The following is a 15519-nucleotide window of genomic DNA, read 5'->3' as shown; positions in this document are numbered from 1 at the left end:
CAGGGAAACCCCCGACTAAATGTCCCATGCATAAGACTTGAATGTCCTATTGACAGGACAATAGGACTGTTTCACGATGGTGCTCATGGATGCCCATTTGCCCTTGCCCAAATACCATCAGATTTATCTGGTGCTGCGTGAGCAGTTGCGCGAAGGTCGGTTTGACGCCGGGCTGCCCGGTGAGCTGGCTTTGATGGGGCAGTTTGGCGTGGCACGGGTCACGGTGCGTCGTGCTTTGTCGCAGCTGGCCGAGGAAGGGTTGATTCGGCGTGAACCCGGACGTGGCACGCGGCCCGTGACGGCGCGCGCACAAGAGGCACAGTCGCAGGCTTCGACCATGGCCACGGGACAGCAGGCCCGTTTGACGGGTTTGCTCGAAAACCTGGTCACCATGGGCCTGCGTACCCAGGTCAATGTGTTGTCGGTGGAGCGCATGCGTGCCCCGGTGGATGTCGCCGCTGCCCTGAATTTGCCCGGCACTGCTTGGGTGCAAAAAGCAGAACGCGTGCGCAGCACACCCGAAGGCCCCTTGTCGCACATCACCACTTGGGTGCCGGATGCGATTTCGGCTGGCTTTGGCAAACGTGAGTTGTCGCAAAAACCCATATTGGTGTTGCTCGAAGAATCGGGCGTCAAAGTGGGGCGGGCCGAGCAAACCATTTCGGCCCGTCTGGCCGATGTGGGCATGGCTCGACACCTGGATGTTTCCGTCGGATCGGCTTTGTTGGCGGTGCGGCGTTTGATTTACGACGAGGACGAGCGTCCCGTCCAATGGCTGCATGGCTTGTACCGCCCGGACCGGTATGAATACCAGATGCAGTTATCCCGCGTTGGCAGCATTGATGCCAAGGTGTGGGTAAGCCAAGAGCTGTCCGCCAACTTTCATTGATTTTCTTAAAGGATGTTCTCATGACCACACGTCGCCATTTCATGGGCCAGTCCGCTGTTGCGGCCTCGGCACTCGCGTTTCCTTTGGTCGGCGGGGCGCAGCCCAAGCCCATCAAAGTTGGCGTCTTGCACCCCGTCACAGGTGCTTTGGCTTACTCGGGCCAACAGTGCCGCATGGGTGCCTTAATGGCCATCGAAGACATCAACAAGGCGGGGGGCATCAAGTCCTTGGGGGGCACCAAGATTGAGGCCATGTTGGGCGATGCCCAGTCCAGCCCACAAGCAGGTACAGCCGAAATCGAGAAGATGAACGAAGCCGGTGTGAGCGCCGTCGTCGGCGCATTTGCTTCGGCCATTTGTCTGGCCACCACGCAAGCCGCAGCCAAATACAACCTGCCCCATGTGGTCGATGTCGGTGTGGCTGACCAGATCGTCGAACGCGGCCTGAAAAACACCTTTCGCTTTGGCCCGGGCTACAAAAAGTGCGCCGAAGTGGCCGTGGCCAGCCTGCACGCCCTGAACACGGCCGCAGGCAAGCCCGCTCGCACCGTGATGATCGTGCATGAAGAATCGCTGTTTGGTACAGGCACAGCCAACTTGCTGGCCAAAGAGCTGCCCGGTTACGGCTACGAGGTCAAAGAGATCATCAAGCACGCCAACCCCACGCGTGACTTCAACAACATCGCGCTGCGCATCAAGCAGGTCAACCCCGATATCCTGATCCCGGCCAACTATTACAACGAATATGCCTTGCTGGTGCGCACCTTGCAGCAGCAAAAGATCACACCCAAGGCCATTTATTCGGTGCTGGGGGGCGCAGCGTCGAGCTACAAGTTTGTCAAGGAATTCCCGGAAGCGGCCAACGGCATCATCGACTGCAACCACTGGTTCAACCCCAAGGACAAGCGCTCGGCTGAACTCAAAAAGCGTGTGGAAGCGCAAGGCCAGTTCTTCAGCTACGAAGTGTTCATGACCTACACCGCCATGATGCTGCTGGCCGATGCGATCGAACGCGCCAAGTCCCCCGACCGCGCCGCCATCATCGACGCGCTGGCCTCGAGCAAGTTCGAAAATCACATCATGCCCTACGGTCCGACACAGTTCGTCAATGGTCAGAACATGGGCGCACAGCCTTTGATGACCCAGGTTCACAAAGGCGATATCAAGGTTATCGTGCCACGCGATTACCGTGAAATTGAGCCAATTTTCCCACTCAAGGCCTGATCTGCTCTGAGCAGAAAAAACACCGATGCTCGACTTGAACATCCTGTTCCCGTCGGTGCTGAACGGCATCACCACAGGTGCCGTTTATGCGCTGATTGCGCTGGGGCTCACGCTGATTTATGGCGTACTGCACATCATCAATTTCGCGCATGGCGCGGCCTTGATGGTGGCGCTGTACGGCGTTTACATGCTCAAGGAAAAGCTCGGCATCGATCCCTACCTGGCCTTGCCCATCATGGTGCCCACCATGTTTGTGCTGGGCTATGCGTTGCAACGTGGTGTCATCAACCGCGCCAGCCATGGCAAGGATGAAAATATTCTGCTGGTCACGCTGGGCGTGTCCATCGTCCTGGAAAACCTGGCACTTTTGTTTTTCAAGTCCGACACACGCAGCATCGAAACCGCGTACACCCTGACCACCGTCGAGATCGGCCCCGCATTCATTGCCTTGCCCAAGTTAGTCTCTTTTGCCGGGGCTCTGATGGTGTCGGTCGCCATGCTGCTGATCGTGCAAAAAACCGATCTAGGTCGCGCCATTCGTGCGGTGTCCAAAGAAAAGCAGGGTGCCCGATTGATGGGCATCGATGTGGACCATGTCTACGCCATGTGTTTTGGTTTGGGCATGGCCAGTCTGGGCGCTGCGGCTTGCTTTTTGATGCCTGCCTATTACGTGAACCCGCAGGTGGGCAATGGCTTTGTGCTGGTGGCCTTCACCATTGTGGTGTTGGGCGGCATGGGCAGTTTTGCGGGGGCCTTGCTGGGGGGCTTGCTGATTGGAGTCGTCGAGTCGCTGGGCGGCTTGATTTTGGGTGAGTCGCTCGGGCAGGTGGGTATTTTTGTGATCTTCATTGTGGTGCTGATGCTGCGCCCACAAGGTTTTTTTGGGGCGAAGGCATGAAAGACTTTCGCCGCATTGCGCTGTTTGCGCTGGTCATCGGGGTCATTCCGTTTTTCACCCAGTCGGGTGTGATGCTCAACTTCGTCATGACCGCGCTTTACGCTTGTTTGCTCTCGCAAGCCTGGAATGTATTGGGCGGTTTTGGCGGACAGTTTTCGTTTGGCCATGCGCTGTTTTTTGGCACGGGCGCTTATGTGCAGGCCATTGCGCAAATGCAGTGGGGCCTGAGTCCTTGGGTGGCCTTGCCGCTGGCCATGACCTTTGCAGCAGGTGTGGGGGCTTTTGTGGGTGCGGCCTCGTTCCGCTATGGCCTCAAGGGTTCGTATTTCGCGCTGGTCACGCTGGCCTTTGCCGAGGTGTTTCGCATTTTGGCCACCTCGGTGCCGTTTACCGGGGCGGGTGTGGGCCTGATGCTGCCGCTCAAGGAGTCGGCCGCCAACATGCAGTTCGCCAACCGGGTCGGGTTCATCTGGTTGATGCTGGGCTTGGTCACACTGGCGCTGTGCATCACCGCTTGGCTGCGTCACTCGCGCTTTGGCGCTTATTTGCAAGCGGTGCGCGACAACGAAGACGCGGCCCGCGCCATTGGCGTCAACCCCTTCAGTGTCAAATTGATCGCGACGGTTTTATCGGGTGGTCTGATGGGCGCAGGCGGCGCGTTTTATGTGCAGGTGTTTCAATACATCGATCCGGGCATTGCCTTTGGCTCGCACACTTCGGTCGAGGCACTGGTAGGCGCCATTGTGGGCGGCTTGGGCACATTGTGGGGGCCGTTGCTGGGGGCCATCAGCCTGCACATTTTGGCTGACCTCACGCGCAATCTGTTTGGGCAGTTGCCCGGCATCAACATGGTCATTTATGGTGTTGTGCTGATCGTCATTGTGATGTTCTTGCCTCGTGGCATCGCCGGTTTGGGTACCGTCATGCCGCTGCAGTGGCTGCGTGGCAGCAAGCGTTCTGACGGAGGAAAATCATGAATACGCTGCTGCAAATCGAGGGCGTGGGCAAGTCCTTTGGCGGCTTGAAGGCGGTGCAAAACGTGAGCCTGTCTGTGACCGAAGGCCGTTTGAGCGCCTTGATCGGCCCCAATGGCGCAGGCAAGACAACTTTGTTTGCACTCATGTCCGGCTTCCTGACGCCAGACACAGGCCGGGTGGTGTTTGCGGGGCAGGACATCACAGGCCAAGCGCCGCACCTGAACGCCCGCATGGGCCTGACGCGCACTTTTCAGATCGTGCAGCCGTTTGCAGCGCAAACCGTGCGCGAAAACATTGCCGTGGGGGCGCACCTGCATTTGCCGCGCCGCGCTCAAGCGCTGGCGTTTGCCGAGTCGGTGGCGCAGCAGGTGGGCCTGTCGCCTCAACTTGATAAATTGGCCAGCGACCTGACGGTGGCCGGGCGCAAGCGCCTCGAGTTGGCCCGTGCCTTGGCCACGCGCCCGCGCCTGTTGCTGCTGGACGAGGTGCTGGCCGGGTTGAACCCACAAGAGATTGCCGAGATGATTCCGGTGGTGCAGGGCATTGCCCAAAGCGGTGTGACGGTGTTGATGATCGAGCACGTCATGCAGGCCGTGATGACTTTGGCGCAAGAAGTCTGGGTGCTCGCTCAAGGCCAACTCATTGCCCAAGGCAGCCCCGCCGAAGTGACCAATAACAAAGCCGTGGTTGAGGCCTATCTGGGTCACGGCACGGCCGAGCGTTTGCAGAAAAATGCGGCCCGCGCAACGGCGGCTGCCCAGAAGGTTCAGGCATGAACGCGCTCTTGAATGTGCAAGGCCTCAAGTCGGGTTATGGCGTGGTCGAGGTCTTGCGCGGTGTGGACCTGAAGGTCATGCCCGGCGAGTTGGTGGCATTGTTGGGCAGCAACGGCGCAGGCAAGACCACGCTCAACCTCACGCTCAGCGGACTGGTGGCGACACGCGCAGGGCAGGTGCAGTTTGACGGCCAAGACATCACGGCCATGCACTACCAGAAGGTGGTCACACATGGCCTGATTCAGGTACCCGAAGGCCGCAAGGTTTTTCCCAATTTGAGCGTGCACGAAAACCTGGAGCTGGGGGCCTTTACACGGGGTCGTGAGCGCCGGGCGCAAAACCTGGACAAAGTGTATGAGACCTTTCCGCGCCTGAAAGAACGCGTGGCCCAGCTGGCGGGCACCTTGAGTGGCGGTGAGCAGCAGATGCTGGCCATTGGCCGCGGCCTGATGGCCGAACCGCGCTTGTTGATCCTGGACGAACCTTCGCTGGGTTTGTCGCCCTTGCTGGTGGAGGAGCTTTTTGCCTTGATTTCTCAGCTGCGCAGCAGCGGTTTGGCGATCTTGTTGGTGGAGCAAAACGTGGGTCAGTCACTGGACATTGCAGACCGCGCTTATGTGATGGAAAACGGCCAAATCCGTTTCACCGGCACGCCGGCCGACTTGTTGGCCAGTGACACATTGCGTCAAGCTTATCTGGGCATGTGATCGGCCTGTGATGCCCAAGACCTGAATGCACGCCTGTCCCATCCCGCATGGGCTGGATTGAATAATTGCAACGGAGAATTTCCATGACACACACAAAAATGCCCATGCGAAGAGCCCTGGTTTGGAGCGCTGCGCTGGCCTGTTCGGGTGTGGTCGGTCTGGTCCAAGCCCAGACACAGCCGCCGATCAAAATTCTGGTGGGAGCCCCCGCAGGCGGCACCACCGACACCATGGCCCGTACGTTGGCTCAAGTGTTGGGCACGCAACTGGGCCGCACCGTGGTGGTGGAAAACAAGCCCGGTGCAGGCGGTAATCTGGCCGCCGATGCGGTGGCCAAGGCTGCGCCCGATGGCAACACGCTGCTCATGAGCTTCACCAGCCACGCCATCAACGCTTCGCTCTACCCCAGCTTGCCGTTTGACCCGGTGAAAGACTTCACCCCGCTGACCATGGTGTCCACCTCGCCCTCGATGCTGGTGGCCCACCCCAAGGTGCCTGCCAACAACGTCAAGGAATTGATCGCCTTGGCCAAATCCAAGCCCGGACAGCTGAACTTTGCCATTGGCGCTTTGGGCTCCTCGCTGCACATGGCGGGTGATGCGTTCAAGATGAAATCGGGCGCGTACATCGTCAACATCCCTTACCGGGGCACGGCCCCTGCTGTGCAAGACGTGCTAGCCGGTCAGGTGGAGTTGATGTTTGCAGCCATCGGCAACGTGCAATCGCACATCAAGGCGGGCAAGCTCAAGGCCTTGGGCGTGACCAGCGCCAAGCGACTGGCGGCTTTTCCGGATGTGCCCTCGATCGGCGAAAGCTTGGCTGGCTACGAATCCAGCGCCTGGTTTGGTCTCTTTGGTCCCGGCCGCATGAGTGCGGATTTGACCAAGCGCATGGCCGATGCGGCCCGTGCTGCGGTGATGTCGCCAGAGGTCAAGCGCCGCATCGAGCATGAAGGCGCAACGCCCGTGGGCAACAGCCCCGAAGAGTTCGCCCGCTTTGTAGACAGCGAGATCGTGCGCTGGCGGGCCGTGGTGCAGTACGCCGGAGCGAAGCCCGAATGAGCACGAATATGTCCCAACCGCAAACGCTGGCACAAAAACTCATTGCACGCGCCGCAGGGCGCAGCCATGTGGCTGTGGGGGAGGTGGTCACCTGCAATGTCGACCTGGCCATGTTCCACGATTCGTCTGGGCCGCGCCGCTTGAAACCCATGCTCGACGAGCTGGGTGCGCAGATTTGGGACACCCAAAAGGTGGTTCTGGTGCTGGACCACTATGTGCCGGCACAAGACGCCGACGCGCAGCAAATCGTGCAGATTGCGCGTGACACAGCCAAACAATGGAAGTTGCCGCACGTCATTGACAGTGAGGGCATTTGCCATGTGGTGCTGCCCGAGCGGGGGCATTTGAAGCCAGGCATGTTTTGCGTGGGCGGCGACTCGCATTCACCCACGGGCGGTGCCTTTGGTTGCTACATGTTCGGCATTGGCGCGACTGAAATGCTGGGCGTGTGCGTTACGGGCCAGATTTGGGTTCAGGTGCCGCGCACCTTGCGCATGCACTGGTCTGGTCGCTTGCAGGCCGGCGTGTCGGCCAAGGACATGATGTTGCACATGATCGGCCGCTTTGGCATGAATGGGGGTCAATACCAAGCCGTTGAGTTTGCCGGCACAGCCGTGCAAGCCTTGTCCATGGCCGAGCGCATGACCTTGTCCAATATGAGCGCCGAGATGGGCGCGCAAGCGGGCCTGATCGCGGCCGACGAGACCACCTTGAGCCATCTGCGCAGCATCGGTGTTGCCCCTGAAAAATTGGCCGGTGCCGAGCAGTGGTTTACCGACGAGAACGCCGAGTGTGAGCAGCAAAACTTTGATGCCAGCGCCCTCAACCCCCAGGTGGCCGCGCCGCACAGCCCGGCCAACACGCGGGATGTGGGCGACTTTGCCGATGTGTCCCCCCACATTGCCTACATCGGTGCCTGCACCGGGGCCAAGCTCGAAGACTTGAGGGCTGCCGCTTCGGTGCTCAAGGGTCAACGGGTTGCTGCGGGGGTGCAACTCATGGTGGCCCCTGCCAGTGCCCGTGAACAAGCGCAGGCCACGCAAGAAGGGGTGATGCAAATTTTGCAAGATGCGGGAGCTACGGTGCTGCCCAACAGCTGCGGCGCATGCGCGGGCTATGGCGCGACTTTCCCCGAAGGGGCCACGGTGATTTCGACCACTGCCCGCAACTTCAAGGGCCGCATGGGCCCGGCCAGCGTGAACGTGTACCTGGCCTCGCCTTACACGGTGGCGGCCTCGGCTTTGCGCGGGCGCATCAGCGATGCACGGGATTTTCTGGCATGAACAAACGAACCTTTCAAAACGCCCGTGTGTGGCGCTTGGGTGCCGACGTGGACACCGATGCCTTGGCCCCCGGCGCCTACATGAAGCATGGCCTCGAAGTGATCGGCTGGCATTGTTTGGAAGCGGTGCGCAGCGACTTTGCCTCTGGCGTGCACGAGGGTGATGTGATCGTGGCCGGTGCCAACTTTGGCATCGGCTCATCGCGTGAACAGGCGGCTGGTGTGCTGCGGTATCTGGGCCTGGCAGCGGTGATTGCACCGTCTTACAGCGGTCTGTATTTTCGCAACGCCTTCAACCTCGGTTTGATGCTGCTGACCTGCCCGGAGGCCTTAAAAATCGAAGAGGGAGAGCGAGTGGCGTTGCAGTTTGAAGGCGACACGCCCTGTGTGGTGCGACCCAACGGTCAATGTCTCGCCTGTGCGCCGATTCCCGGATTTTTGATGGACATGGTCGACGCGGGTGGCTTGTTGCCCCTGCTCAAAAAAAGAAAGCAAGGATGAACCCGATGGCTTCAGTTTCACAAACCCCGGCCGCCATGGACCCGGTCACTTTGGCCGTATTGCGCGGTCGCTTGGAGCAAATCGCCGACGAGATGGACGCGACGTTGTACCGCAGCGCCTTCAACCCCATCATTGCCGAGGCACACGATGCCTGCCACGGCCTTTACGATGCGCAAACGGGCGATACCCTGATTCAGGGCAAGTCGGGCTTGCCGGTGTTTGTGGGGGCGATGGCCTTTGCTGTGCGAGCGGCCATGCGCGTGGCCGCAGAGCGTGGCGGCATGCAGCCTGGCGATGTGTGGCTGTTCAATGATCCGTACGAGGGCGGCACCCACGCCAACGACTTCAAACTGGTGAAACCCTGCTTTCGCAACGGGCAGCTGTATTGCTTTTTGGCATCTGCCGCGCACTGGCACGACGTGGGCGGCGCGGTGCCCGGCAACTACAACCCGGCCGCGACCGAATGCTGGCAAGAAGCGGTGCAAATTCCTCCGGTGCGCATTTTGCGGGCCGGTGTACTGGACGAGGATGTCTTGGCCATCTTGCGGGCCAATACGCGTCTGCCCGACAGCCTGTGGGGCGACCTGAATGGCCAGTTGGCTGCACTCGAGTTGGGCGCACGGCGGCTGGACGGTTTGCTCGACGAATACAGCGACGCCAAAGTGGCTCAGGCCCTGATAGAGCTGCGCAGCCGCGCTGTGCGCCTCATGCGCTCACACATCGGCAGCCTGCCCGATGGCTGCTACAGCTTTGAAGACGTGTTGGACAACGACGGCGTAAAAGACGAACTGCTGACGATTGCGCTGGACATGACGGTGGCCGGCGACCGGCTGACGCTGGACTTTTCGCGCACCTCAGCGCAGTGCGCAGGGCCCGTGAACATCTCGCGGGCCACGGCGGTAGCCGCATGCTATGTGGCTTTGAAGCATGTATTTCCCGATGTGCCCGCCAACGCGGGCGTGCTCGATGCGGTGGATTTTGTGATTCCCGATGGTTTGGTCATCAGCGCCTCGCGCCCACGCCCCGTGGGCGGCTACACCGAAACCATCTTGCGCATGATCGACGTGATCTTCAGTGCCACTGCGCTGGCCGACCCGCAGCGGGCCGTGGCCCATGCCTACGGCACCATTAACGCCTTGTCGATCGCGGGCCACCGCACCGACGACAAGCGCAAGGGTCAGCGCTGGGTGATGTTCAGCTTTTTTGGTGGCGGCCATGGTGGTCATTCCGATGGCGATGGCTTGTCGCACGGCAACGCCCCGATTTCGACCGCCACGATTCCACCCATGGAGATTCTGGAAGCGGCCTACCCGGTGCGCTTCACCCAATGGGCCTTGCGCCCCGGCTCGGGTGGTGATGGCCAGCACCGGGGCGGTCTGGGGGCGATTTACGAGATCGAGTTGCTCGAAGACAGCGCTGAGGCCTTCATTTTTGGCGAGCGCGGCAAGTCGGCCCCCAAGGGCATCCACGGCGGCCAGCCTGCACTGCCCAATGTGTTTGAGTACTGCCAGAACGGCGAATGGAAGACGCCATCCATGGTGTCCAAGATGCTCGGCATCCAATTGAAGAAGGGCGACCGTGTGCGCCTGCAAACGCCGGGCGGTGGAGGCTGGGGAAAGCCGGCAGACCGCTCTGTGCAGGACCGTGAGAACGATGCGGCACTGGGCTATCTCCAGGAACACAAGGAACAAGCATGAGCGAGCAATCAGTGAGCCTGCCCCACTGGGTGGTCGGCGTGGACGTGGGCGGCACCTTCACCGACCTGTTTGTGCTGGATGAGAAAACAGGCCAGGCCCGCATCGTCAAGGTGCCATCGACCCGGGGCGAAGAAGCCCGGGGCTTCATGAACGGGATTGCCAAAGTGACCGGCAACACCGGGGCTGATGGAGCCAAAGACATCGCCACCATCGTGCACGGCACCACGGTGGGCACCAATGCCTTGCTGGAGCGCAAGATCGCCCGCACTGGCATCATCACCACACGTGGTTTTCGCGATGTGTTGGAGATGCGTCGGCGCGACCGTCCGCAAACTTGGGGCCTGCGCGGCAGCTATACCCCGGTGGTGACCCGCGCCTGGCGTCTGGAGGTGGACGAGCGTGTGTTGGCCGATGGGCAGTTGCACACGGCGGTCGACTTAACCCAAGTGCGCGAACAGGCCCGCGCCCTGCTGGCCGAAGGGTGCGAGGCGGTGTGCGTGTTCTTTGTGCACGCCTACGCCAACCCCAGCAACGAACAAGCGGCCGTGGCCGCCGTGCGCGAGATCTGGCCCAACAGTTACGTGACGGCGGCCAGTGAAGTGCTGCCCGAAATTCGCGAGTTCGAGCGCTGCTCCACGGCCACACTCAACGCCGCCTTGCAGCCCGTGGTGGGCAGCTATTTGCAGCGGCTGGACGGTGATCTGCGGGCCCAGGGCTTTGGCGGTGAGTTGCTGATTGTGCAAAGCAATGGCGGCGTGATGTCGCGCCAGACCGCGTGCGATGTGCCGGTGCGCACAGCGCTGTCGGGCCCGGCGGCGGGCGTGATGGCCTGCGCCGAAATCGCCCGGGCGTCGGGTTTTGAGAATGTCATCACCGGCGACATTGGCGGCACCTCGTTCGACGTGTCGCTGGTGGCGGGCGGCGAGGCTGCACTGGCCGCGCAAACGTCCATCGAATTTGGCTTGGTTGTGCGTTCGCCCATGATCCAGATCGAGACCATCGGTGCCGGTGGCGGCTCGATTGCTTCGGTCGATGCGGGTGGCATGTTGCAGGTCGGCCCTGAGTCGGCGGGCAGCATTCCCGGCCCGGCCTGCTATGGGCGCGGCAACACCCGCCCGACCGTGACCGATGCCAATGTGCTGCTGGGCCGCATCGCGGCCGACCGGCCTTTGGGTGGCGGCTTGTTGCAAAAGTTGGATTCGGGTTTGTCTGAACAAGCGATTGCCCAGCATGTGGCCGAGCCTTTGGGCCTGACGGCGCTGGCCGCGGCCGAGGCGATTTTGACGGTGGCCAATGCCCACATGGCCGGTGCAATCCGCGTGGTGTCGATCGAGCGCGGACACGATCCGCGCCAGTTTGCCTACATGCCGTTTGGCGGCGGTGGCGGTCTGCATGTGTGCGCCATGATGCGTGAGGTGGGTGTGACCACTGGCATCGTGCCACGTTACCCGGGTGTTACTTCGGCGCTGGGTTGCGTGATGGCCGACATGCGCCATGACGCGGTGCAAACCCTGAACGTGGCTTTGGTCGATGTGGCTTGGTCCGGCTTGTTGCAACGCATCGACAGCCTGGCGCAAGCCTGCCAGCTGCGCCTGGATTCTGCCGGTGTTCACTTTGTGCGCGTGGACGAAGTCATCAGCTTTGACATGCTCTACATGGGCCAGACGCACACGCTGCAAGTGCCTTTGAAGCGTGAGCAATTGAATGCAGCGGGTTTGCTGGCCGCGTTTGAAGCGGCTTATCAGCACGCCTTTGGCCGCGTGCTGCAAGGCCCGGTGATCCGCGTGATGAACCTGCGTTATGCCCGCATCGGACGGCGTCCCAAGTTTGATCTGGCGGTGCTGGCCCCCCAAGGTGAGGGCCGCACGGCCCCGGTGGGCGCGCAGCAGGTCTATCACCAAGGCCAATGGTGGACGGCGCAGCGCTACGAGCGCCTGAGCTTGCCCGTGGGCACCGTGGTGCAAGGCCCTGCCATTCTGGAGCAGCCCGACACCACGGTGTGGCTCGAACCTGGCTTTGAAGGCCGGGTCGACAAGCTGGGCAACCTCTTGGTGGAGCGCACTGCATGAACTTGAAGAACGCAAAATTGGGCAAGAACATGGGCATGGTTATCGTCGACCTGCAAAACGATTTTTTGGCCCCCGATGGGGCTTATGCCCGGGGCAACACCTTGAGTGCCGAAGCCGTGAAGTTGCCCGAGCGAATGGCCCCGGTGGCGCGCGCCATCAAAGCCCGCGGCGGCTTGGTCACCGCCAGCCTGTTCACGCTTTGGCCCGATGCGCATGGTGAGCCCATGATTTCGGCGCACCTCAAAGAGCGCCGCCCGTTTTTGCGCAAGGGCGATTTCGCGCCCGGCAGCCGGGGCCAGGCCAATGTGGACTTGCTTGCGCCGGTGGTCGATGTGTCGGTGTTCAAGGTGGCGTACTCGGCCTTTTTCAACACGCAGCTCGACTGGGTGCTCAAGAAATCGGGCATCGACACGCTGGTGGTCTGCGGCATCGTGACCAACGGCGGTGTGGCCAGCACGGTGCGCGATGCCCATGTGCGCGACTACCACGTCATTGTCTTGTCGGACGGCTGCGCGGCCTTCAGCGAAGCCGCGCATCAGGCTGCGCTGGCCGACATGGCCTCGGTGGCCGAGGTCATAGACAGCGCCACCTTTTTGAAACAACTGGGCTGAAGCCATGAGCGCACCTTGGCCTCAAGTTTGTTCTGCTAACGAGTTGCAGACCGACGATCACACACCGATGGTGATCGTGGGCGCAGGCGCTTGCGGCCTGACGGCGGCGCTGGCCTTGCACCGGCTGGGTGTGGCGTGCGTGGTGTTGGAGCGCGATGCGTTTGCGGCAGGCTCCACGGCTTTGTCGTCGGGCTTTGTGCCCGCGCCGGGCACGCTGGCGCAACAGGCGCAGGGCATCACCGACAGCGTGGCGTTGTTTGCTGACGACATCCAAGCCAAAGCCCACGGCCAGGCCGCGCCGCATCTGGTGCAGGCCTATGCCCAAAGCATCGGTCCGGCCTTGGACGCCTTGGCTGTCCACCACGGTCTGCCCTGGCAGGTGTTGGACAACTTTTTGTACCCCGGCCACAGTGCCCACCGCATGCACGCTGTGCCCGAAAAAACCGGGGCTGGCTTGATGAGCCGCCTGCAAGCCGCAGCTGACGCAGCAGGCGTGCTGGTGCTCACGCAGGCGCAGGTGACCGAGCTGTGGGCCGACGACGCGCAGCGCCTTCACGGTGTGGGTTTTGTGCGCCCAGACGGGCAAACTGAGCGCATCCGCTGCGATGCGGTGCTGCTGGCCTGCAACGGATTTGGTGGGGCCACGACCATGGTCAAAAACCTGCTGCCCGAGATGGCCGAGGCCACTTATGCCGGCCATGTGGGCAACGATGGCAGTGCCATCGTTTGGGGTCAACAACTCGGCGCGCGTCTGGCCGATCTGGGTGCGTACCAGGGCCACGGCTCATGGGCGGTGCCGCAAGGTGCTTTGATTTCGTGGGCGCTGATGATGGAAGGTGGCGTGCAGATCAACGCCAAAGGCGAACGCTTTCACGACGAAACCCAAGGCTATTCGGAAGCAGCGGTGCATGTGCTGGCGCAGCCGGGTGGCGTGGCCTGGAATGTGTTTGACGATACGCTCTTGGCTTTTGCTCAAGAGTTCCCTGATTTTGTGGCTGCGCAAGGCGCGGGCGCGGTGCTACACGCCGCTGATGCGGCGGCACTGGCACGGCTCATTGGCTGCCCGCATGAAGCCTTGCAAGCCACTTTGAATGCGGTGCAGTCTGGCACCGATCCGGTCACGGGGCGGCATTTCAACCGCGCACTCCAAGCCCCGTTCCATGCCATCAAGGTGACAGGCGCTTTGTTCCACACCCAAGGCGGGCTGGACATTGATGCGCAAGCCCGCGTGCTGCGCGAGGACGGCACGCCCTTGCCCAATTTGCTGGCTGCAGGCGGTGCAGCAAGAGGAGTGTCGGGCCAAGCGGTGTGGGGCTATTTGTCGGGCAACGGCCTGCTCAGCGCCATCGCGGGCGGGCACATCGCGGCACACACGGTAGAACAACTTTTAAAGGATTCGGCACCATGAGCCAGCCCCATCGCGCGAGCCAAACCTTAGGCCAGCGCCTGCAACAAACCGAAGCCTTGCTGGCCCCTGGTGTGTATGACGCACTCACCGCACTGGTGGCGCAGCAGGCCGGTTTTGAGGCGGTGTACTTGTCGGGCGCATCGATTGCCTACACGCGCTTGGGCCGCTCAGACATCGGTCTGACCACGGCCACCGAGGTGGCGCAGACCCTGGCCCACATCACCGACCGGGTGAGCATTCCTGTCATCGTGGACGCTGACACCGGCTTTGGCAACGCGCTCAACACGCAACGCACGGTGCGCGACTTCGAGCGAGCCGGGGCCGCCATGATCCAGATCGAAGACCAGACTTTCCCCAAACGCTGTGGCCACCTGGATGGCAAAGGCGTGGTGCCGGTGGCGGAGATGCAGGGCAAACTGCGCGCCGCACTCGACGCCCGGCAGGACAAAAATACCTTGATCCTGGCGCGCACCGATGCGGTGGCGGTCGAGGGGCTGGACGCCGCGTTGGAGCGGGCCGAGCGTTATTTGGAATGCGGTGTGGATGCGCTGTTCATTGAGGCCTTGCGTTCGGACGAGCAGATGAGCCGGGCTTGCGCCCAGTTCGCCAAGCGCGTGCCCCTGCTGGCCAACATGGTCGAAGGCGGTAAGACGCCGGTGCAAAGCGCGGCCGAGTTGGGCGGGCGCGGGTTCAAGATCGTGATCTTTCCGGGCGGCACAGCGCGGGCGGTCCTGCACACCCTGCAAGGCTATTACGCCAGCTTGCACACGCACCAGACCACACGCCCATGGCAAGACCAGATGCTCGATTTTGACGGTCTGAACGCGGTCATAGAAACACCGCAACTGCTGGCGCTGGGACAAGGCTATGAAGGAGGCCTGCACGCATGACACCCACATGGACACTGCGCAGCCTGCAAGTGGGTGACATCGGCTGGGTCACGCATCGCCAAGGCATTTTGTACGCACAGGAATACGGATGGGATGGCACGTTCGAGGCCTTGGTTGCTGAAATTGCCGCGCAGTTTGTAAAGAATTTTGACGTCGCCTGCGAGAACGCCTGGATCGCTGAAATCGAGGGCCAGATCGTGGGCTCTGCGTTTCTGGTTAAGGCCTCTGACGAAGTGGCCAAGTTGCGTCTGCTGTATGTCGAACCCCGGGCACGCGGCTTGGGGCTGGGCCATGCCCTGACGAATGAATGCATCGCCTTTGCCCGTGCCAAGGGGTACCAGACACTGACCCTTTGGACCAATGACCTTCTGGTCGCCGCCCGCCACATCTACCAGTCCGCTGGTTTTGTGCTGGTGGCCGAAGAAAGCCACCATTCTTTTGGCCACGATCTGGTGGGCCAGAACTGGGATCTGGCCTTGCGGCCCGCATACACCATTGACCCACAACCGCTCAATTGAGCGAAGGAGACC

15 protein-coding genes are annotated in these 15519 nt (G+C 61.5%); all 15 read left to right on the top strand.

Translation table 11 applies throughout. The features are described 5' to 3' along the window. Window positions 1–85 precede the first annotated feature (85 nt). Window positions 86–889, top strand: a complete 804-nt coding sequence (locus tag BN3544_RS11965; protein WP_026036700.1) for a GntR family transcriptional regulator — start codon at window positions 86–88, stop codon at window positions 887–889. Between the two features lie 20 nt (window positions 890–909). Beyond that, window positions 910–2112, top strand: a complete 1203-nt coding sequence (locus BN3544_RS11960; RefSeq protein ID WP_019430255.1) for an ABC transporter substrate-binding protein — start codon at window positions 910–912, stop codon at window positions 2110–2112. Between the two features lie 25 nt (window positions 2113–2137). Next, on the top strand, window positions 2138–3010 hold the full coding sequence (locus BN3544_RS11955) for a branched-chain amino acid ABC transporter permease (protein WP_019430256.1): 873 nt from the start codon (window positions 2138–2140) through the stop codon (window positions 3008–3010). Further along, window positions 3007–3987 carry a branched-chain amino acid ABC transporter permease gene (locus BN3544_RS11950; RefSeq protein ID WP_019430257.1) on the top strand — a complete coding sequence of 327 codons (981 nt, stop codon included), beginning with the start codon at window positions 3007–3009 and terminating at the stop codon, window positions 3985–3987. Before BN3544_RS11955 ends, BN3544_RS11950 begins: the two co-directional genes overlap by 4 nt. Beyond that, the gene (locus BN3544_RS11945) at window positions 3984–4763 is read left to right on the top strand and encodes an ABC transporter ATP-binding protein (protein ID WP_019430258.1); all 780 of its coding nucleotides are present in this window, start codon (window positions 3984–3986) and stop codon (window positions 4761–4763) included. The genes BN3544_RS11950 and BN3544_RS11945 overlap by 4 nt, the downstream gene beginning before the upstream one ends. Beyond that, on the top strand, window positions 4760–5470 hold the full coding sequence (locus BN3544_RS11940; RefSeq protein ID WP_019430259.1) for an ABC transporter ATP-binding protein: 711 nt from the start codon (window positions 4760–4762) through the stop codon (window positions 5468–5470). Before BN3544_RS11945 ends, BN3544_RS11940 begins: the two co-directional genes overlap by 4 nt. Before the next feature lie 83 nt (window positions 5471–5553). Further along, window positions 5554–6531 (top strand): Bug family tripartite tricarboxylate transporter substrate binding protein, encoded by a 978-nt coding sequence (locus BN3544_RS11935; RefSeq protein ID WP_019430260.1) that lies wholly within the window; start codon window positions 5554–5556, stop codon window positions 6529–6531. A gap of 8 nt (window positions 6532–6539) precedes the next feature. After that, window positions 6540–7814: a 3-isopropylmalate dehydratase large subunit gene (locus tag BN3544_RS11930; protein ID WP_019430261.1), complete on the top strand. Its 1275-nt coding sequence runs from the start codon at window positions 6540–6542 to the stop codon at window positions 7812–7814. After that, window positions 7811–8314, top strand: a complete 504-nt coding sequence (locus tag BN3544_RS11925; RefSeq protein ID WP_019430262.1) for a LeuD/DmdB family oxidoreductase small subunit — start codon at window positions 7811–7813, stop codon at window positions 8312–8314. Before BN3544_RS11930 ends, BN3544_RS11925 begins: the two co-directional genes overlap by 4 nt. A gap of 5 nt (window positions 8315–8319) precedes the next feature. Beyond that, on the top strand, window positions 8320–10011 hold the full coding sequence (locus tag BN3544_RS11920) for a hydantoinase B/oxoprolinase family protein (RefSeq protein WP_026036703.1): 1692 nt from the start codon (window positions 8320–8322) through the stop codon (window positions 10009–10011). Continuing rightward, window positions 10008–12080: a hydantoinase/oxoprolinase family protein gene (locus tag BN3544_RS11915; RefSeq protein ID WP_019430264.1), complete on the top strand. Its 2073-nt coding sequence runs from the start codon at window positions 10008–10010 to the stop codon at window positions 12078–12080. The genes BN3544_RS11920 and BN3544_RS11915 overlap by 4 nt, the downstream gene beginning before the upstream one ends. Next, entirely contained in the window at window positions 12077–12691 is a 615-nt protein-coding gene (locus BN3544_RS11910; RefSeq protein WP_019430265.1) for a cysteine hydrolase family protein, read from the top strand. Before BN3544_RS11915 ends, BN3544_RS11910 begins: the two co-directional genes overlap by 4 nt. Window positions 12692–12695: 4 nt before the next feature. Further along, entirely contained in the window at window positions 12696–14099 is a 1404-nt protein-coding gene (locus BN3544_RS11905; protein WP_019430266.1) for an FAD-dependent oxidoreductase, read from the top strand. After that, a complete protein-coding gene (locus BN3544_RS11900; RefSeq protein ID WP_019430267.1) occupies window positions 14096–14989 on the top strand; it encodes an isocitrate lyase/PEP mutase family protein in 894 nt (297 codons plus the stop codon). The genes BN3544_RS11905 and BN3544_RS11900 overlap by 4 nt, the downstream gene beginning before the upstream one ends. Then, window positions 14986–15507 (top strand): GNAT family N-acetyltransferase, encoded by a 522-nt coding sequence (locus tag BN3544_RS11895; RefSeq protein WP_019430268.1) that lies wholly within the window; start codon window positions 14986–14988, stop codon window positions 15505–15507. The genes BN3544_RS11900 and BN3544_RS11895 overlap by 4 nt, the downstream gene beginning before the upstream one ends. Window positions 15508–15519 lie beyond the last annotated feature (12 nt).

Source organism: Limnohabitans sp. Rim47, assembly GCF_001517545.1.
Taxonomy (GTDB): Bacteria; Pseudomonadota; Gammaproteobacteria; order Burkholderiales; family Burkholderiaceae_C; genus Limnohabitans_A.
The sequence above is the reverse complement of the archived record's forward strand: the minus strand, read 5'-3'. Positions and strand labels throughout refer to the sequence as shown.